This is a genomic window from Agromyces kandeliae (assembly GCF_009674665.1).
GTDB classification, from domain to species: domain Bacteria; phylum Actinomycetota; class Actinomycetes; order Actinomycetales; family Microbacteriaceae; genus Agromyces; species Agromyces kandeliae.
The window spans coordinates 1-18,108 of record NZ_WKJD01000019.1 but is presented as its reverse complement, the minus strand read 5'-3'; the positions used below and the strand labels follow the sequence as shown (position 1 = coordinate 18,108).

19 protein-coding genes are annotated in these 18,108 nt (G+C 70.2%); 8 read left to right on the top strand and 11 right to left on the bottom strand.

Annotation, left to right across the window (positions count from 1 at the left end; genetic code table 11):
* The first annotated feature begins 11 nt into the window (after positions 1 to 11).
* Both GJR97_RS14020 and lnt read left to right on the top strand, forming a co-directional pair.
* Positions 12 to 2,441, top strand: a complete 2,430-nt coding sequence (locus tag GJR97_RS14020; RefSeq protein ID WP_154347442.1) for a DEAD/DEAH box helicase — start codon at positions 12 to 14, stop codon at positions 2,439 to 2,441.
* Positions 2,438 to 4,117, top strand: coding sequence for an apolipoprotein N-acyltransferase (lnt, locus tag GJR97_RS14015; RefSeq protein WP_154347441.1), 1,680 nt, complete (start codon positions 2,438 to 2,440; stop codon positions 4,115 to 4,117). The genes GJR97_RS14020 and lnt overlap by 4 nt, the downstream gene beginning before the upstream one ends.
* On the opposite strand, the gene GJR97_RS14010 is transcribed toward lnt, so the two are convergent.
* The 4 genes from GJR97_RS14010 to GJR97_RS13995 form a co-directional block, all read right to left on the bottom strand.
* Positions 4,114 to 4,479 carry an RNA polymerase-binding protein RbpA gene (locus GJR97_RS14010; protein WP_129234554.1) on the bottom strand — a complete coding sequence of 122 codons (366 nt, stop codon included), beginning with the start codon at positions 4,477 to 4,479 and terminating at the stop codon, positions 4,114 to 4,116. The genes lnt and GJR97_RS14010 overlap by 4 nt on opposite strands.
* Before the next feature lie 86 nt (positions 4,480 to 4,565).
* Entirely contained in the window at positions 4,566 to 5,318 is a 753-nt protein-coding gene (locus GJR97_RS14005; protein ID WP_324613506.1) for a glycerophosphodiester phosphodiesterase, read from the bottom strand.
* A 5-nt stretch (positions 5,319 to 5,323) separates the two neighbouring features.
* Positions 5,324 to 6,280: an SPFH domain-containing protein gene (locus GJR97_RS14000; RefSeq protein WP_324613505.1), complete on the bottom strand. Its 957-nt coding sequence runs from the start codon at positions 6,278 to 6,280 to the stop codon at positions 5,324 to 5,326.
* The gene (locus tag GJR97_RS13995) at positions 6,277 to 6,750 is read right to left on the bottom strand and encodes an NfeD family protein (RefSeq protein ID WP_129234551.1); all 474 of its coding nucleotides are present in this window, start codon (positions 6,748 to 6,750) and stop codon (positions 6,277 to 6,279) included. Before GJR97_RS13995 ends, GJR97_RS14000 begins: the two co-directional genes overlap by 4 nt.
* A 125-nt stretch (positions 6,751 to 6,875) precedes the next feature.
* Here GJR97_RS13995 and GJR97_RS13990 point away from each other — a divergent pair, with 125 nt between their 5' ends.
* Entirely contained in the window at positions 6,876 to 7,643 is a 768-nt protein-coding gene (locus GJR97_RS13990) for an SDR family oxidoreductase (protein ID WP_324613504.1), read from the top strand.
* 91 nt (positions 7,644 to 7,734) lie between these two features.
* Here the strand turns inward: GJR97_RS13990 and GJR97_RS13985 are convergent, their stop codons facing one another.
* From GJR97_RS13985 to GJR97_RS13975, 3 genes are all read right to left on the bottom strand, one after another.
* Complete coding sequence (locus GJR97_RS13985; protein ID WP_154347440.1) at positions 7,735 to 8,343, bottom strand: HdeD family acid-resistance protein; 609 nt, start codon at positions 8,341 to 8,343, stop codon at positions 7,735 to 7,737.
* Between the two features lie 122 nt (positions 8,344 to 8,465).
* Positions 8,466 to 9,515: a 1-acyl-sn-glycerol-3-phosphate acyltransferase gene (locus GJR97_RS13980; protein WP_154347439.1), complete on the bottom strand. Its 1,050-nt coding sequence runs from the start codon at positions 9,513 to 9,515 to the stop codon at positions 8,466 to 8,468.
* Positions 9,515 to 10,360: a patatin-like phospholipase family protein gene (locus GJR97_RS13975; protein WP_154347438.1), complete on the bottom strand. Its 846-nt coding sequence runs from the start codon at positions 10,358 to 10,360 to the stop codon at positions 9,515 to 9,517. Before GJR97_RS13975 ends, GJR97_RS13980 begins: the two co-directional genes overlap by 1 nt.
* Positions 10,361 to 10,426: 66 nt before the next feature.
* On the opposite strand from GJR97_RS13975, the gene GJR97_RS13970 reads away from it, so the two are divergent.
* The 4 genes from GJR97_RS13970 (at position 10,427) to GJR97_RS13955 (ending at position 14,392) form a co-directional block, all read left to right on the top strand.
* A complete protein-coding gene (locus tag GJR97_RS13970; RefSeq protein ID WP_324613503.1) occupies positions 10,427 to 10,870 on the top strand; it encodes a helix-turn-helix transcriptional regulator in 444 nt (147 codons plus the stop codon).
* Positions 10,871 to 10,880: 10 nt separating this feature from the next.
* Positions 10,881 to 11,291: a VOC family protein gene (locus GJR97_RS13965; protein ID WP_154347437.1), complete on the top strand. Its 411-nt coding sequence runs from the start codon at positions 10,881 to 10,883 to the stop codon at positions 11,289 to 11,291.
* A gap of 79 nt (positions 11,292 to 11,370) precedes the next feature.
* Positions 11,371 to 13,755 (top strand): ATP-binding cassette domain-containing protein, encoded by a 2,385-nt coding sequence (locus GJR97_RS13960; RefSeq protein WP_154347436.1) that lies wholly within the window; start codon positions 11,371 to 11,373, stop codon positions 13,753 to 13,755.
* A 193-nt stretch (positions 13,756 to 13,948) separates the two neighbouring features.
* A complete protein-coding gene (locus GJR97_RS13955; RefSeq protein ID WP_154347435.1) occupies positions 13,949 to 14,392 on the top strand; it encodes an iron chaperone in 444 nt (147 codons plus the stop codon).
* Positions 14,393 to 14,792: 400 nt separating this feature from the next.
* On the opposite strand, the gene GJR97_RS13950 is transcribed toward GJR97_RS13955, so the two are convergent.
* The 4 genes from GJR97_RS13950 to dhaK form a co-directional block, all read right to left on the bottom strand.
* Positions 14,793 to 15,122, bottom strand: coding sequence for a hypothetical protein (locus tag GJR97_RS13950; RefSeq protein WP_154347434.1), 330 nt, complete (start codon positions 15,120 to 15,122; stop codon positions 14,793 to 14,795).
* Positions 15,123 to 15,261: 139 nt separating this feature from the next.
* A complete protein-coding gene (dhaM, locus tag GJR97_RS13945; protein ID WP_154347433.1) occupies positions 15,262 to 15,978 on the bottom strand; it encodes a dihydroxyacetone kinase phosphoryl donor subunit DhaM in 717 nt (238 codons plus the stop codon).
* A gap of 1 nt (position 15,979) precedes the next feature.
* A complete protein-coding gene (gene dhaL, locus GJR97_RS13940) occupies positions 15,980 to 16,627 on the bottom strand; it encodes a dihydroxyacetone kinase subunit DhaL (RefSeq protein WP_324613502.1) in 648 nt (215 codons plus the stop codon).
* 11 nt (positions 16,628 to 16,638) lie between these two features.
* Positions 16,639 to 17,640, bottom strand: coding sequence for a dihydroxyacetone kinase subunit DhaK (dhaK, locus tag GJR97_RS13935; protein WP_324613501.1), 1,002 nt, complete (start codon positions 17,638 to 17,640; stop codon positions 16,639 to 16,641).
* Positions 17,641 to 17,859: 219 nt separating this feature from the next.
* Here dhaK and GJR97_RS13930 point away from each other — a divergent pair.
* Positions 17,860 to 18,108 (top strand): aquaporin (locus tag GJR97_RS13930; RefSeq protein WP_324613500.1); only part of this gene is annotated, 249 nt, incomplete at its 3' end.

The window sequence follows — 18,108 nt, the reverse complement described above, 5'->3', positions numbered from 1 at the left end:
CTGGAGGGGTGATGAGCCTCTCGCCGGCGGAACGCTACGCACTCTCCCGGCAGCAGCGCCGGCAGCCCAGGCTGCAGGAGTTCGCAGCGGACCTCTCCTTCGACCTCGATCCGTTCCAGCGCGCCGCGTGCGCGGCGCTCGACGAGGGCCGAAGCGTCCTCGTCGCGGCGCCCACGGGTGCGGGCAAGACCGCGGTCGCCGAGTTCGCCGTGCACCTCGCCATGAACGGGGCCGACGAGAAGGTCTTCTACACGACGCCCATCAAGGCGCTCTCGAACCAGAAGTACCAGGAGTTCGTCGAGGCCTGGGGTCCGAAGAGCGTGGGCCTGCTGACGGGCGACACGAACATCAACGCCGGCGCCCGGATCGTGGTGATGACCACCGAGGTCCTCCGCAACATGCTCTACGCCGACTCGCCGCTGCTCGAACGACTCTCGTTCGTCGTCATGGACGAGGTGCACTACCTCGCCGACCGTTTCCGCGGCGCGGTGTGGGAGGAGGTCATCATCCACCTCCCCGAGCACGTGCGGCTCGTGTCCCTCAGCGCGACCGTGTCGAACGCCGAGGAGTTCGGCGACTGGCTGCAGGCGGTCCGCGGCGACACGGACGTCATCGTCTCCGAGCAGCGGCCCGTGCCGCTCGAGCAGCACGTGCTGGTGGGGTCGAAGCTCATCGACCTCTTCGACTCGTCGGGCCAGGCGGCGACGCATCGCGTGAACCCCGAGCTGCAGCGGCTCGCTCGCGCCGGCGGCCGATCGATCGGCGGCCGTTCGCAGCGTGGTCGTCGCGGCAGCGACCGCGGTCGCTACCACAGGCCCGCGCCCGGCGGTGGGCGTGCGGAACGGTCTGCGGTCGTTGAGCTGCTGAGCGGCAAGCACCTGCTGCCCGCCATCTTCTTCATCTTCTCGCGGGCCGGGTGCGACCAGGCGGTGCGCCAGGTGCTGCGCAGCGGCATCCGCCTCACCGACGCCGACGAGCGCGCGGAGATCCGCGCCATCGTCGAGGAGCGGGCCCGGATGCTGCGCGACGACGACCTCGCGGTGCTCGGCTACTGGGAGTGGATCGAGGGACTCCAGCGGGGTGTGGCCGCGCACCATGCCGGCATGCTCCCGACGTTCAAGGAGATCGTCGAGGACCTCTTCCAGCGCAAGCTCCTGAAGGTCGTGTTCGCGACCGAGACGCTCGCCCTCGGCGTCAACATGCCCGCCCGATCGGTCGTGCTCGAGAAGCTCGAGAAGTTCAACGGCGAGGCGCGCGTGCCGATCACGCCGGGGGAGTACACGCAGCTGACCGGCCGCGCGGGGCGTCGTGGGATCGACGTCGAGGGCCACTCCGTGATCCAGTGGGTCGACGGCCTCGATCCGGAGTCGGTCGCCTCGCTCGCGTCACGTCGGAGCTATCCGCTGAACTCGAGCTTCACCCCGACGTACAACATGGCCGTGAACCTCGTCGACCAGTTCGGCCGCGAGCGCACCCGGCAGATCCTCGAGCTCTCGTTCGCGCAGTTCCAGGCCGATCGAGCCGTGGTCGACCTCGCCCGCACCCTCCGCAAGCAGGAGGAGTCCATGGCCGGCTTCGAGGAGGCGATGCGCTGCCACCTCGGCGACTTCGCCGAGTACGCCGGCATCCGCCGCCGGATCGGCGACCTCGAGCGGCAGTCCTCGAAGGGCAACCCGACGCACGCGCAGCGCGAGCGGCTCCAACGGGAGCTCGGCGCCGAGCGCAAGCGACTCCGTGCGCATCCGTGCCACGGGTGCGCGGAGCGGGAGCAGCACGCCCGGTGGGCCGAGCGCTGGTGGCGCCTGAAGCGCGATCACGACGAGCTCTCGCGCCAGATCCGCGCGCGTACCGGCCAGGTCGCGAAGCGGTTCGACCGCGTCGCCGAGGTGCTCGAGGAACTCGGGTACCTGGAGCGCGATGGCACCGGCGGCCTGGCTTCGACGGCCGCGGGTCGGACGCTCAAGCGCATCTACGGCGAGCGGGACCTGCTGGTCGCCGAGGCGCTCCGACGCGGGCTCTGGGAAGGTCTCGACGTTCCGTCGGTCGCCGCGATGGCAGCCGCGCTCGTCTACGAACCGCGTCGCGACGACCGCGGGGTGCAGTACCGGATGCCGAAGGGCGGCTTCCGTGCGAGCTTCGACCGGACGCTCGATGCGTGGAGCGAGCTCGACGACGTCGAGCGCGACCATCGACTGCCGGGAAGCGAACAGCCCTCGCCCGCCCTGGCGACGGCGATGCACGCCTGGGCGCGCGGAGCCGGACTGGCCCAGGTGCTCGCCGACACCGAACTCGCCGCCGGCGACTTCGTGCGGCTGTCCAAGCAGGTCGTCGACCTGCTCGACCAGGTGTCGATCGTGGCCGACGCGGAGCTCGGCGCGACCGCTCGCGCGGCGATCGACGCCGTCCGGCGGGGAGTCGTCGCCTACGGGACGGCGGCATGAGCGCCGATCCGGCCGCGACCGCGGCACACGAGCGCTCGGCCGAGGGACGCGCGACGGTCGCATCCGGTGGAGTCCGCGGTACGGACGCCGCAGCCCATGCCGACCCTGGCACGCGCCCGATCCTGCCGCTGTGGGCCGCCCTCATCGTGTCCGCGCTCGGCGGGTTCGTCTACGACCTCGGCTTCCCGGGCGCGAGCGTCTGGCCCCTCGCCTTCGTCGGGATCTCGATGGCCCTCGTCCCGCTCATCGGGCGTTCGCTGCTGTCGTCGTTCCACGTCGGGCTCGCCTTCGGCCTCGCGTTCTACCTCTCGCACGTCTCCTGGACCTCGCTCTACCTCGGTCCGATCCCGTGGCTCGCGCTGTCGATCCTCGAGTCGCTCTTCGTGGCGGGCGGGGCGGTGCTCATCACGCTCGCGTACCGCTGGGTGCCCCTCGCGGGCCGCTCGCGCTGGCTTCGGCTCATCGCGCTCCCGGCGCTCGTGGCCGGCCTCTGGGTCCTTCGCGAGACCGTGACCGGCACCTTCCCCTACGGCGGTTTCCCGTGGGGCCGGGCTGCGCTCAGCCAGTCCGAGAGCCCGTTCGCGCCCGTCGTCTCCTGGATCGGATCCTCCGGCCTGGGGTTCGTGATGGTCGCGCTGACGGCTGGCGTCATCGAGTGGGTGCGAGCGCGCGGATGGCGCGACCTCCGCAGCGCCGTCCCCGTCGTCGTGCTGGTCGCCATCGCCGTCGCGGTCCCGGCGTTCCCGACGATCCCGGTCGGTGATCTCCGCGTCGCGAGCGTGCAGGGGAACGGACCGGCCGGGTACTTCGACGAGCGGGAACAGGGTGACATTCTCCGATCACAGCTCGAGGCGACCGAGCCGGTGCTCGGCGACGACGTCGACGTGCTGCTCTGGCCGGAGGGCGGGTCCGACATCGACCCGACCCGCAGCCCGTCCGTGGCGCGCATCTTCGATCGGCTGTCGGAGGACCTCGACGCTCCCGTCGTCCTGAACACGGTCACCGTCGACGGGGAGGAGGGCGACGAGCGCTTCTACAACACGTCGCTGCTCTGGGAGGCGGGCGAGGGCGCCGTCGACCGGTTCGCCAAGCGCAATCCGGTGCCCTTCGGCGAGTACATCCCCGACCGGTGGTTCTACGACGCCCTGGTGCCCGAGCTCACGGGCCTGATCCAGCGCGGGTACTCACCGGGTGCCGAACCGCCGGTCTTCGACCTCGGCGACGCGGTCACCGGGCTGGCGATCTGCTTCGACGTCATCTACGACGACCTGATGTGGGAGGGTGCGCGCGACGGCGCGGAACTCTACATGCTCCAGACCAACAACGCCGACTTCCGCGGCACCGACGAGAACCAGCAGCAGCTCGCGATCGCGCGTCTGCGGGCGATCGAGACCGGCCGGTCGGTCGTGAACATCTCCACCGTCGGCACCAGCCAGGTGATCGACCCGGCCGGCCGCACGATCGACGCACTGCCCGCCTACGAGGCCGGCGCGATGGTGACCGATGTCGAGCTCCGGACCGGGCTCACGCCATCGGTCGTGCTGGGCGGGATCGTCCCGCTCGTGCTCGCGCTCGGCTCGCTCGCCGGCCTCGCCTGGGCGGGGATCGCGGTGCAGCGAAACGCCCGGCGCCGGACGAGGTCCGATGCCGGGCGTGCGGGTGCGCTGGATTCCTAGGCGCCGATCTTCTGCTGACCGCGACGGGCCCGCAGGTACTGGAGGCGCTCCTCGAGGATCTCCTCGAGCTCGGCGCGGGTGCGGCGCTCGAGCAGCATGTCCCAGTGGGTGCGGGCGACCTTCTCGCCCGAACGGTCGATCTCGACGGGCTTGGAGTCGACGAGGAGGACGGCGGAGTTGCCGCAGTGACGGCACTCCCACTCCTCCGGAAGCTCGGCCTCGGTCGAGAAGGTCATCACGGTGTCACGACCGCACGTCTCGCAGCGGTACGTGTAGTCAGCGCGGTCGGCGAAGATCACGCCGTCCTCGCTCTGCAGGCTCTGGGCGCCGATACGCATGCCTCGAAGGCTCCGGTCCGCCATGGCGTACTCCTCTCGATCGTCAATCAGGTATAGACGATCAAGCTGTGCATCTTCTTCCCGCCGGCTGAGGTTTTGCCGGGGAACGCTCAGATTCCCGCGACGACGCGCAGCGCGAGGTCGGCACGATCGGTCACGAGCCCGTCGACGCCGAGGCCGAGCAGGCGCCGCATGTCGACCTCGTCGTTCACGGTCCAGACGTGCACCTCGAGGCCCGCGGCGTGCGCCGTCTCGATGAGTGCGGGGGAGAGGACTCGGAGCCGCCCGACCCGCTCGGGGATCTGCAGGGCGCGGGCTCCCGCGACGCCGCGACGCATCGCGGCCGAACTGCGGGTGCGGGATGCCGCGACCGCGCGGAGCACGGACGTGCGACCGGCCGACGTGACCGATCCGGGAACCGCGTCGGCGAGTCGCCGTCGCCGCGCGTCCGAGAATGCGGTGAGCAGGACCCGATCGGCGGCCCCGGCACGACGGACCGCATCGACCGTCGGCGCGACCGCGGCATCCGTCTTCACGTCGACGTTGAGGCGGACCTCGGGGAACGCGTGCAGCAGCTCGTCGAGCGTGGCGAATCCGTGCCCGCCGCCGAGGTCGACCCCTCGGAGTGCGTCGAGCGAGAGGTCGGACACCGACTCGGGGCGACCGGCGACACGTCGCAGCGTGGGGTCGTGCGCCAGCACGGCCGCACCCTCGGCGCTCGGGTGGATGTCGGTCTCGAGGTACTGCGCGCCGGCCCGCACCGCGGCCTCGAACGCGGCGAGGGTGTTCTCGGGTGCCTCCAGCGCGAGCCCGCGGTGCGCGAGGACGCGCGGTGCGGGCGGCTCGAACCAGCCGCCGGCCACTCAGGTCAGCCGGGGAAGCTCGGGCCGGACGTCCCGCGCGGCGCGGCGGGACCCGTGCCGCCGGTCCCGTCTGCGGCACCGTTCGGCGTGAACGCGCGCCCGATGCCCTTCAGTGCCTCGGTGAGCTCGCTCGGGATGATCCAGAGCTTGTTCGACGCGCCCTCCGCAAGCTGCGGGAGCATCTGGAGGTACTGGTAACCGAGCAGCTTGGGGTCGGGATCGCCCTTGTGGATGGCGTCGAACACCGTCAGGATCGCCTCCGCCTCGCCCTGCGCTCGGAGCACAGCGGCCTTGGCGTCACCCTCCGCCTTCAGGATCGCGGCCTGCCGGGAACCCTCGGCCTCGAGGATCGCGGACTGCTTCGTGCCCTCGGCGGTGAGGATCGCGGCGCGCCGGTCGCGCTCGGCGCGCATCTGCTTCTCCATCGAGTCCTGGATGGAGAGGGGCGGATCGATCGCCTTCAGCTCGACGCGGGACACGCGGATGCCCCACTTGCCCGTCGCCTCGTCGAGCACGATGCGGAGTTGGCCGTTGATGTTGTCGCGGCTCGTGAGCGCCTCTTCGAGGTTCAGTCCACCGACGACGTTACGGAGCGTGGTCGTCGTCAGCTGCTCGACCGCGCCGAGGTAGTTGTTGATCTCGTACGTGGCGGCCCGCGCATCGGTCACCTGGAAGTACACGACCGTATCGATCGACACGACGAGGTTGTCCTCGGTGATCACCGGCTGCGGCGGGAACGAGACGACCTGCTCGCGCATGTCGACGAGCGGGAGCAGTCGGTCGATGAACGGGATGAGGATGTTGAGGCCCGGCGTGAGCGTCTTGTGGTACCTGCCGAGCCGCTCGACGACGCCGGCGTACGCCTGCGGGATGATCCGGATCGACTTCGCGATCACCACGATCGCGAAGATCGCGATCGCGACGACGACGATCAGGGCGATGATGGGTCCGACGTCGTTCACGCCTGGGTGCTCCTCTCCATCGGGACGACGACCGCCGTCGCCCCGTCGATGCCGGTGACGAGCACGTGCTCGCCCACGGCGACATCCGCCTGCTCGGTCACCGGCGAGAGCCGCGCCGTCCAGACGTCCCCGTTCTCGAGGCGGACCTGGCCGCCGGCGGGCCCGACCGTGCGCACCACGGTGCCGGAGGCGCCGATCAGCGCGTCGACGTTGCTCCTGGCCGGATCGGCGCCCCGGCGGAGCATCCGCAGGAGCGGGGGTCGCAGCGTCAGGATGAGTGCGACCGCGACGACCGCCGCCACGATGAACTGCGCCCACCAGGGGATGCCGGTGAGACCCGAGAGCAGGCCCGCGACGCTTCCGAGGGCCAGCATCAGGAAGGTCATCTCGAGGGTGAACACCTCGATCGTGGCGAACACGAGGATCAGGACCAGCCAGGCGATCCACGCGTACTGAGTCAGAACATCCAACTTGGTCTCCTTAGGCCCCCGTCTGTCAACCTAGCAGCGCATGGGACGGCGGTGGGGGAGTTGGTAGTCTCGGTGCGGCGCGCAGCGCGCGCCCGCGACATCCGCACCACTCGAGGAGCCCAAACGTGACCAACCCGCTCGCCCCCGGATCGCTCGACGGCCGCGTCGCCCTCGTCACGGGCTCGTCCCGCGGCATCGGCGCGGATACCGCACGCTACCTCGCCGAGGCCGGCGCAGCGGTCGTCATCAACTACCGCAGCAAGGCCCCGCGCGCCGAGAAGATCGTGAACGAGATCACGACAGCAGGCGGCCGCGCGATCGCCGTCGGCGCCGACCTGACCGATGCGTCGTCGGTGCAGGCCATGTTCGAGCGCGCCGTGGCCGAGCTCGGTCCCGTCGACCTGCTCGTGCTCAACGCCTCGGGCGGCATGGAGACCGGCATGGGCGAGGACTACGCGATGCGCCTGAACCGCGACGCGCAGGTCAACGTCGTCGACAATGCGCTCCCGCACCTCGCGGAGGGCGCCCGGATCGTGTTCGTGACGAGCCACCAGGCGCACTTCATCCGCACGACGCCCACGATGCCGGAGTACGAGCCCGTCGCCCTCTCCAAGCGCGCCGGCGAGGACGCCCTGCGGGCGAAGCTCCCGGAGTTCGACGAGCAGGGCGTCGAGTTCGTGGTCGTGTCCGGCGACATGATCGAGGGCACCATCACCGCCACGCTGCTCGAGCGCGCGAACCCGGGCGCGATCGCCGCCCGCAAGGAGGATGCGGGCAAGCTCTACAACGTCGCCGAGTTCGCCGCGGAGGTCGCCTCGGCCGCCGTCGAGCCGATCCCCGCCGAGCACACCCGCTACGTGGGCGACGTCTCGGGGTTCGCCCAAGAGGGATGATCCGCCGCGCGCCCGCGCGCTGACCCGCATGCGACGAGGGCGGGACCGGTCGGACCGGTCCCGCCCTCGTCGCATCCCGCGGGTCAGATGATCACGACGAGAGCTGCATCCCGCGCCCGAAGGTGAACGCGCGCACGATCTGCACGATGCCGAGGACGATGAGCGCGATGCCCGTCACCACGAACAGGATGACCACGCCCCAGAGCGGCGAGAACAGCAGCACGATCCCCGCGATGATGCTCAGGATGCCGAAGAAGATGCTCCATGCCTTCGACGACGAGCTGCCGGCCTGCGCCAGCGCGACCACTCCCTCGATGATCCAGAGGATGCCGACCAGGATGCCGACGAAGATGCCGATGACGACGGCGCTCTCGGTCGGGTTGGCGAACATGACGATGGCGCCGAACAGGAACAGGACGCCGAGGATGATGTCGAGCGCCCTCGCGCCGCCCGAGATCGACCTCGAGAAGATGCCGATGCCGACGTAGGCCAGGCCGGCGATCAGGAAGTAGATCGCGAGCATCACGGTCAGGACGACGGCCGAATCCTTCGGCCAGAACGTGATGAAGATGCCCATGATGAGCGCGATGACCCCCGTCACGCCGAGGGCGATGCGGATCGAGTTCACCGCCGACTTCGTGAGCTCGGCCGAATCGAACGCGAACGCCGCGAACATGCTGTTGGACTGCGGGGAGGACATTCCGACTCCTTCCGGCGCACCCCGACTGGCGCGCTCGCGTTCAGGCTATTCCCAGCGGCGGGCTCGGCGGTGGAGCCGTTGGTCCCGAGGCCGCGGCGTGTCGCACCCCCGGTCCGCCCGGTTCAGGCCCGGCGCGCCTCGATCCATCCGTCGATGCGCTCCCACTGGTCCATGAGCCAGTCCGTCCGCGCGTCGTGGTCGTCGGGGATTTCGGCGCGCGGGACGTTCCAGACCTGCATCGTGATCGTCTTGTCGGTCGGCAGTTCGCGCCAGACGTCGCCGACCGTCCTGATCCGGTCCAGGCCGGTGTGCGCGACGAGGAACACGTCGGCGTGCGGTGCCGCGTCGAGTGCGGCGAACAGGCCCGCCGGGCGTGGCGCCATGACGTTCATCAGACGGGCGGCGCGTTCGGCCGCGGACGTGAGCCCGGCCGCCCGCAGGCGGTCGATGGCCCGCGCACGGCGTTCCGGTGTGAAGTTGCCGCCCTCGGGGAAGATGACGAGCGCGTCGCGTTCCTCCATGCCGTTCGCGAGCTCGCTGATGCGATCGGTCAGCGGGACCGACGGCGTCGAGCGTGGACCGGGGCTGCGCGCGCCGCCCACGCGACCGGCGACGGGCGGCGGTGCGATGAAGCGATTCGGCAGGCGGTTGAGGACCACGTCGACGGCCGGATCCCACTGCATGGTGTCCTTCAGCACGATGCGCGGCGACCGGTCGAACCAGTTGAGGACGGCGTGGATGAGGATGAACGAGTCGCCGGGCCCCGCGTGGCGGCTCGCGATGACCCTCGGCTGGTCGTCGTCGTGGAACCCCTCCGGCACGCGCACGTCGATGTCGAGGCGGAGCACCCAGTGCGCGTTCCAGAACAGGAAGCCGAGCATGCGCGCGACGAACCGGTAGTGCGCGTGCTGGAAGCCGCGCGAGTGGATGCGCCATCCGAAGCCGGAGGCGATCCACAGCCCGAAGAGCACGACGATCGCCGCGGCATCCCACAGCAGGTAGATCGCGACCATGAGGAGCAGCCGCGGGGTCCGCAGCCGCGGCTCCAGGAAGATCGACACGATCAATGCGATCGTCAGCCATGCCGGCAGGAGGGCGACGACGACGAGCGCGAGCAGGATCACGAGCGGCGCGAGGATGCCTCGGCGCACCCACTTCGGCGGCAGGCGCATCAGTCCGCGGCCCGGTCCGCCGCATCGCCGTCGCGCTCGGCCTCGCGGTCGAGGTATGCCGACGCCGCACCGTGGGCGGTCGCCATCCGCCGGCGGAGCGCGGCAGGGGAGAGGTTGCGCGAGATGCGGTTCTCCTTCGCCGAGGAGGTGCCGGTGGGGAGGACGTGCAATCGGGTCCCCTCGCCGAGGGCGGCGCTGTCGCGCGCGAAGCGATGCCTGCGCGAGATCTCGAAGGCGATGCGGGCGTTGTCGAACTGGTTCCGGGGCGGGGTCAGCGCGTGTTCGATCCGGCCGACCTGCATCACGTAGATGTCCGTCGCCCCGGCGTCCGCGGCCTGGCCGACCGGGATCGAGTTCACGATCCCGCCGTCGACGAAGTGCTCGTCGCCGATCCGCACCGCCGGGAACAGGCCCGGCAGGGCCGCGGAGGCGAGCACCGCCGGCACCAGCGGGCCCGAGTCGAACCAGTGCTCGGCCGCGCGTTCGACGCTCGCGGCGCAGCAGCGGAACTCCACGTCGAGGTCCTCGAACTCGGCGGCGCCGGCGAGCCCCTGCATGAGCATCCGACGCAGCGGCTCGGTCGACATCACGTGCGCTCGCGCGATCCGCAGGCCCACGCCGGTGGTGATCGCACGCGCCTCCCTCGACGTCCAGGCCGCCTCGAGGCGCTCCAGGCTCCGGTCGACGTCGGCGGCGATGATCGCCCCGTTGATCGCGCCGATCGACGTGCCGACGACGAGGTCGGGGCGGATGCCGCGCTCGAGCACCGCACGGAGCATGCCGACCTGCACGGCACCGAGCACCCCGCCGCCCCCGAGCACGAACGCCACCTTGCCGGAGTCCATGGCGCCATTCTGGCACCCGACGGGCGCGGCTGGACTTCCCACCCGGGAGGTGGCAGCATCGCGCTCGTGAGCGCTCGACCCATCGGCCCGGACGTGCTGCGCGACCTCGCGGTGCTGCGTCGCGTGCGCGACCGCATCGACCGCGAGTACGCCGAGCCGTTGGACGTGGAGGCGCTCGCGCACGGCGCGAACATGTCGTCGGGTCACCTCAGCCGGCGGTTCCGGGCGGCGTTCGGGGAGACGCCCTACTCCTACGTGATGACGCGTCGGATCGAGCGGGCGATGGCCCTGCTCCGTCGCGGCGACCTCTCCGTGACCGAGGTGTGCTTCGAGGTGGGGTGCTCGTCGCTCGGCACCTTCAGCACGCGGTTCACCGAGCTCGTCGGCGTGCCGCCGAGCGTGTACCGCGAGCGGTATGCGGGCGAGACGCTCGGCATGCTCCCGTGCGTCGCGAAGCAGGTGACGAAGCCGGTCAGGAATCGAGAAGCGGTCGTCGGCGGCCGTCGATAACGTGAACGCCATGAGCCTCACCATCCACTCCAGCTTCCTCCCGCACGTCGACCCGGAGGCCTCGCTCGCCTTCTACCGCGACGTGCTCGGCTTCGAGGTCCGCAACGACGTCGGCTACGAGGGCATGCGATGGATCACCGTCGGCCCCGCCGACCAGCCCGACACGGCGATCGTGCTGCACCCGCCGGGCGTCGGGCCGGGCATGACCGACGAGGACCGGAACGCGCTCCTCGAGATCATCGCCAAGGGCAGCTACTTCGGCGTGAACCTCGCATCGAACGACCTCGACGCGACGTTCGCCCAGCTCGAGGCCGCCGGCGCCGAGGTCGTGCAGGAGCCCGTCGACCAGCCATACGGGCTGCGCGACTGCGCCTTCCGCGACCCCGCCGGCAACATGATCCGCATCCAGCAGGTCGGGTGACCGCGCCGCCGCACCCGCCACGCGTCCGGCGTCCGGGGCCTCGCGGTGCTTGGATCGGAACGACCGTCATGGAGGAACGATGACCACGACCCCGAACGTCGTCCCCGCGGCATCCGCCCTGCCCGCCGCGGACGCCCACGACCGGATCCGGGTGCAGGGCGCCCGCGAGAACAACCTGAAGGACGTCTCGGTCGAACTGCCGAAGCGCCGGCTGACGGTGTTCACGGGCGTCTCCGGCTCGGGCAAGAGCTCGCTCGTGTTCGACACCATCGCCGCCGAGTCGCGTCGGCTCATCGACGAGACCTACAGCGCCTTCGTGCAGGGGTTCATGCCGTCCGTCCCGCGCCCCGACGTCGACGTGCTCGAGGGCCTGACGACCGCGATCATCGTGGACCAGGAGCGACTCGGCGCCAACCCGCGATCGACCGTGGGCACCGTCACGGACGCGAACGCGATGCTGCGGATCCTGTTCAGCCGCCTCGGCGAACCGCACATCGGCGGCCCGACCGCGTTCTCGTTCAACATCCCGACCCAGAAGGCGAGCGGGGTCATGACCTCGGCGACCGGCGACAAGACGATCGTGCGCGACGTCGTGTACCTCGGGGGCATGTGCCCGCGCTGCGAGGGGCGCGGCTCCGTGTCCGACCTCGACCTCTCCCAGGTGATCGACGAAGCGCGGTCGCTGAACGAGGGCGCGATCATGGTGCCCGGCTACACCGCAGACGGGTGGATGGTCCGCGGGTTCGCGGAGTCGGGGTTCTACGACCCCGACACGCCGATCTCCGAGTTCACGCAGGAGGAACGGCACGCGCTGCTCTACAGCGAGCAGAAGAAGGTCCGGATCCAGAACATCAACATGACCTACGAGGGGCTCATCCCCAAGATCACGAAGTCGATGCTCTCCAAGGACCTCGATGCGCTCCAGCCCCACATCCGGGCGTTCGTCGAGCGCGTGGCGACGTTCGCCCCCTGCCCGGAGTGCGACGGCACGCGCCTGACCGAGGCCGCGCGATCGTCACGGATCGACGGCGTGAGCATCGCCGACGCGTGCCGCATGCAGGTGACCGACCTCGCGCACTGGGTACGCGGGCTCGATCGGCCCGATGCCGGTCCACTGCTCGAGGCCCTCGGAGCGAACCTCGACGCCTTCGTCACCCTCGGACTGGGCTACCTCAGCCTCGAACGGCCCTCGGGCACCCTCTCGGGCGGCGAGGCCCAGCGGATCAAGATGCTGCGGCACCTCGGATCGTCGCTGACGGATGTCACGTACGTCTTCGACGAGCCCACGATCGGCCTCCATCCGCACGATATCCAGCGCATGAACACGCTGCTCCTGCAGCTGCGCGACAAGGGCAACACCGTGCTCGTGGTCGAGCACAAGCCCGAGACGATCGCCATCGCCGACCATGTCGTCGACCTCGGCCCGAGGGCCGGAGTCGACGGCGGCGAGATCGGCTTCGAGGGCACGGTCGAGGGGCTGAAGGCGAGCGGCACCATCACGGGTCGGCACCTCGACGATCGCGCGAGGATCAAGCCCGACGTGCGCACGCCGTCGGGTGCGATCGAGGTGCGCGGTGCCGACGAGAACAACCTCGAGAGCGTGGATGTCGACATTCCGATCGGGGTGCTCACGGTCGTGACCGGCGTCGCCGGATCCGGCAAGAGCTCGCTCATCGACGGGTCCGTCTCCCCGCGCGACGGAATCGTGTCCATCGACCAGGGCGCGATCAAGGGGTCGCGTCGCAGCAGCCCGGCGACCTACACCGGCCTGCTCGAACCGATCCGGAAGGCGTTCGCGAAGGCCAACGGCGTGAAGCCCGCGTTCTTCAGCGCCAACTCGGAGGGCGCGTGCCCGACGTGCAAGGGCGCCGGAGTCATCGTGACGGAACTCGGGTTCATGGACACGATCGAGACGCCCTGCGAGGACTGCGGGGGCAAGCGCTTCCAGGCAGGCGTGCTGCAGTACACGCTCGGTGGGCTGGACATCACCGAGGTGCTCGACCTGCCGGTCGCGAAGGCGCGCGAGTTCTTCTCGTCGGGGGAGGCGAGGATCCCCGCCGCGGCTGCGATCCTGGGGCGGCTGGAGGACGTCGGCCTCGGATACCTCAGCCTCGGCCAGCCGCTGTCGACGCTGTCCGGCGGTGAGCGCCAGCGGGTGAAGCTCGCGATCGCGATGGGCGAGACGGGCGACGTGTACGTCCTCGACGAGCCGACGACCGGCCTGCACCTCGCCGACGTCGACAACCTGCTGCGGCTGCTCGACGGTCTCGTCGATTCCGGCAAGACCGTGATCGTCATCGAGCACCACCAGGCGGTGATGGCGCACGCCGACTGGATCATCGACCTCGGGCCGGGTGCCGGCCACGATGGCGGGCGGATCGTCTTCGAGGGCACGCCCGCCGATCTCGTCGCCGCCCGGGCGACGCTGACCGGGGAACACCTGGCCGAATACGTGAGGGCGTGATACCCCACGGGGTATCGCCTGGAGAACGGAGGAACGCGGATGTGCCTGCATTCTGCCTACGGGTCCGGGGGAGCGGTCCATTCGCGAGACCTCGCACCGGTGCCTGCGCTGGCGTCATCGGGGAGCCGCACGGGGGATTCCGTCGCGATTCCGATGGCCGGAGTCGCATCGAACGAGATGAAGGGAGCCGATCATGGCTGAGACGAAGCGCACGCCCGCACGCGACGAGGACTCGGGCGGGTTCACCGACGAGGAGCGTGCCGCGATGAAAGAGCGCGCCAGGGAGGTGCGCCGCGGCAAGAAGAAGGACGGCGCTGCCGACCTGCTCGAGAAGATCGCCGAGTTGGAGGGCGCCGATCGCGCGATGGCGGAACGGCTGCATGAGCTCATCACCGAGCATGCTCCCGAGCTCGCGCCGCGCACGTACTACGGCATGCCCGCCTGGGCGAAGGACGGCAAGGTGCTGTGCTTCTTCCAGCCGGCGCTGAAGTTCAAGACGCGCTACGCCACGTTCGGCTTCAACGACAACGCGATGCTCGACGACGGCGAGCTGTGGCCCACCTCGTACGCGCTCATGGAGCTGACGGCAGCGGGCGAACGGCGCATCGTCGAGCTCGTGACGAAGGCGATCGGCTGAGCCCGGTCGCGCTGAGGGAACGGCTTCGGCTCAGACGATCGGCCGAGTGAACATTACGCCGATAATGCACATTATGTCCGAACTGGGGAGCCATCGGGCGACGACACCCGAACCCGGACTCCCCTGCCGCTCCGTCTGATCGACTCGTTCGCGGTGACCGACGGCGGGAATGCGCAGGTGAGAGGTGCGAGTCTGTCGCGCCCGCGACCACGACGCATCCCGCTCCCGAGAGCCTCTGGTCGGCTGCGAACTGTGCGGTCGCATCACCGCAGGCAACCATGTCGTGAACTGACTTCACGATGCTGACGATTCATCGTGTCGTCGTGTGAGGCCGAACGGGTCACGCGGGACGAGCGGTCGCTCGGCGGCGACCGCTCCCCCGATGGACTGGGTTGAACGATCAGGAGCGCTCGTGGCGCCTGGTCTTCTCGATCCGCTCGTCGCTCGCCGGCATGCCGAACTCGTTGAGCGGACCGCTCATCGCCGGCTCCGGCAGTCGGACATCGGTCGGGCATTCGAGCAGGACATTCGGCGTCGACTCGTCGATGTGGTGCTCGAACATCGGGTGTCCGCAGAGCGGACACGGCTTCTCCCCCGACTGACTGCGGTCGTCGGGCTCTTCCGGGGCCATCCGCGGCGATTCGAACGCTGGGGTCATGACCCGATCCACCCGGTCGAAGAACCGGGTGAACGCGTTGCCTTCGCCGTGGCCCGCCTCTTCGCGTGCCATGGCGCCGATCGTACTCCCGCTCTCACCCGCGATGCGAGGGGAATCTGGACAGCAGGACTATCCGATGGATGCGATGGCACCCCTCAGGTTCCATCACCCGCCGGTCGGCACGCGGAACGAGCCCTGGATCGGCGGGAGCTCAGTGCTCGCCGAATCCGCTGGCCGCGAGTTCGGCGAGTGCCTCCACGGCGTGAGCGCCCGCCGGGTCCTCCGTCGCGATCTCGACCTCGTCGCCCTTCACGAGACCGAGCGCCATGATGGCGAGCAGGCTCTTGGCGTCGATGCCGTTCACGGTGACGCGCTGCGGGAAGGTACTCGCGAGCTTCACGAGTTCGGCGGCGGGGCGCGCGTGCAGTCCGTCCGAATTCGTGAGGGTGATGCGCCGGCTGATGGGCTCGCCCGACGAGCCATCGTCTGACGCCCCCGCCGATTCCGCCGGCACATCCGCCAGGTCGGCCGTGCCTCCCCCGCCGGCCGATTCCGCGGCCCGGACGACGCCCTCGAGCGGGTCGCCGGACTCCGCGGCGACGGATGCCGCGACCGTTCCCTCCACGAGCGGCGCGTCCGCGATGCGCACTCGCTGCCGCACGTCGTCGTCGAGGAAGTCCATGGCGGTCTCGGCGGTGAGGATGGCCGACCCGAGGTCGCAGAGGACGACGACGCCGGCGCCGGCATCCGCTGCGCCGATCGCCGTCGTCACGCGCTCGAAGCTCGTCCCGATCCGGCCGTCGTCGGTTCCTCCGGCGGGTTCGATGCGGACGTTCGGGGCCATCTGGTGTGCGAGTTCGATCACCCCCGCGGCCAACTTCTCGGAGTGCGAGACGACGACGATCCCGATGCGATCCCCATCCGCCATATCAGGCACTGGTCCCGTTCGACGCGGCTGCGGCCGCCGCCTCGAGGAGGTACGCCGTCGATTGCGCGCCCGGGTCGCGATGACCGGCCGAGCGTTCGCCCAGGTAGCTGGCCCGACCCTTGCGCGCGACGAGCGGTTCGGTCGCGACGGCGCCCGATGCCGCGGCATCCGCCGCCGCCCGTAGCGTCGCCGCGGCGCTCGCGCCCCCGTCGGCGGCGCTCCGTGCCGCGTCCACCGCAGGCGTCCAGGCGTCGACCATGGTCTTGTCGCCGGACTCGGCCTTCCCCCTCGCCACGATGCCGTCGCGGGACGCCTCGAGGAACGACACGACGCCGGACGCGTCGATGGACGCCTCCCCCGCGATCGCGACCGATCCCTTCAGGTACGCCGTCCCGTAGAGCGGTCCAGCCGCGCCGCCGACCGTCGAGATCAGCGTCGTCGCGACCATCTTCAGCACGTCCGCCGGCGTCGATCCGGCGGGCAGGTCGTCGAGCTTCGGAAGCACGGCCTGGAAGCCGCGATCCATGTTCTCCCCGTGGTCGCCGTCGCCGATCTCCCGGTCGAGCGTGATCAGCTCGATCCGATGCTCCGCCATCGAGTCCGCGCTGCGCCTGACCCAGTCCACCGCCCAGGTGATGTCCAATCCCACCGCGGCCGCCCCTATCGGCCCCACCGGAGTGCCGCCGTGTGCACGGGAGCGTCCCAGAGCCCGATCATCTCGTCGTCGAGCTTCAGGAGGGTGATCGAGAACCCCTGCATCTCGAGCGAGGTGATGTAGTTTCCGACCAGTGAGCGCTCGATCGTGATCCCCTTCTCGGCGAGGACCTCGGCGGCACGCCGGTACGCGATGTAGAGCTCGATCTGCGGCGTCCCGCCCATGCCGTTCACGAAGAGGAGCACCCGGTCGCCGGATGCGTACGGGAGGTCCTCGATGATGGGCGTGATGAGTCGGTCGACGATCGCGTCGGCCGGCTCGAGCTTGATGCGCTCTCGTCCCGGCTCGCCGTGGATGCCGATGCCGATCTCGACCTCGTCCTCGGCGAGCGTGAAGCTCGGCTCGCCGGCGTGCGGGACGATGCACGGCGTGAGCGCCATGCCCATCGAGCGCGCGTTGGCGTTGACCCGCTCCGCGATCTCGGCCACCTGATCGAGGCCGTCGCCGCGATCGGCGGCGGCGCCGGCGATCTTCTCGACGAGCACGGTGCCGCCGACGCCGCGACGGCCCGCCGTGTAGAGGGAGTCCTTGACCGCGACGTCGTCGTTCGTCACCACGGCACGGACCTCGATGTCGTCCGCGGCCGCGAGATCGGCCGCGGTCTCGAAGTTCAGGACGTCGCCCGTGTAGTTCTTCACGATGTGGAGCACGCCCTTGCCGCCGTCGACGGCCTTGGTGGCCGCGAGGATCGGATCGGGCGTCGGCGAGGTGAAGACCGCACCGGGTACGGCCGCATCGAGCATGCCGGGGCCGACGAATCCTGCGTGCAGCGGCTCGTGTCCGCTCCCGCCGCCGGACACGAGGCCGACCTTGCCCGCGACCGGCGCGTCGGCGCGCACGACGTGGATGGGATCCGTCTCGAGCCTCACGAGGTCGGCGTGCGCGAGACCGAAGCCTGCGACTGACTCGTCGACCACGTGCTTGGGATCGTTGATGATCTTCTTCACGAAAACGTCCCTTCCCCTCGGCCGCACCCGCCCGGCCCGTCGCCTGTCGACGTTGACGCGGCACTCCCCCGCAAAACTACTCCGGCGGGCCCCGCCGATGAAAGGGCTATCCGACGATTGCCGCGCGCCCTTCCGCGCATCTCGACCACGCGAGTAGGGTGGGCGCTGATCCGCCCTGGGGCGCGGCCCTCGGGCACGGCGAAAGGATGGAAGGTCAACGTGGACAATCTCGGAGTGCTGTTCCTCTCCGAACTCGTCGGCACGGCGATGCTCGTGCTGCTCGGTTGCGGAGTCGTGGCGAACGTCGCCCTTGTGAAGACGAAGGGCTACAACGGCGGGTTCCTGTTGGTCAACATCGGCTGGGGCCTCGCGGTCTTCTCCGGTGTCGTCGTGGCCTACGCGTCAGGCGCGCACATCAACCCCGCCGTCACCCTCGGCCTGGTCGCGAACGGCGCGACCGAGTTCGGC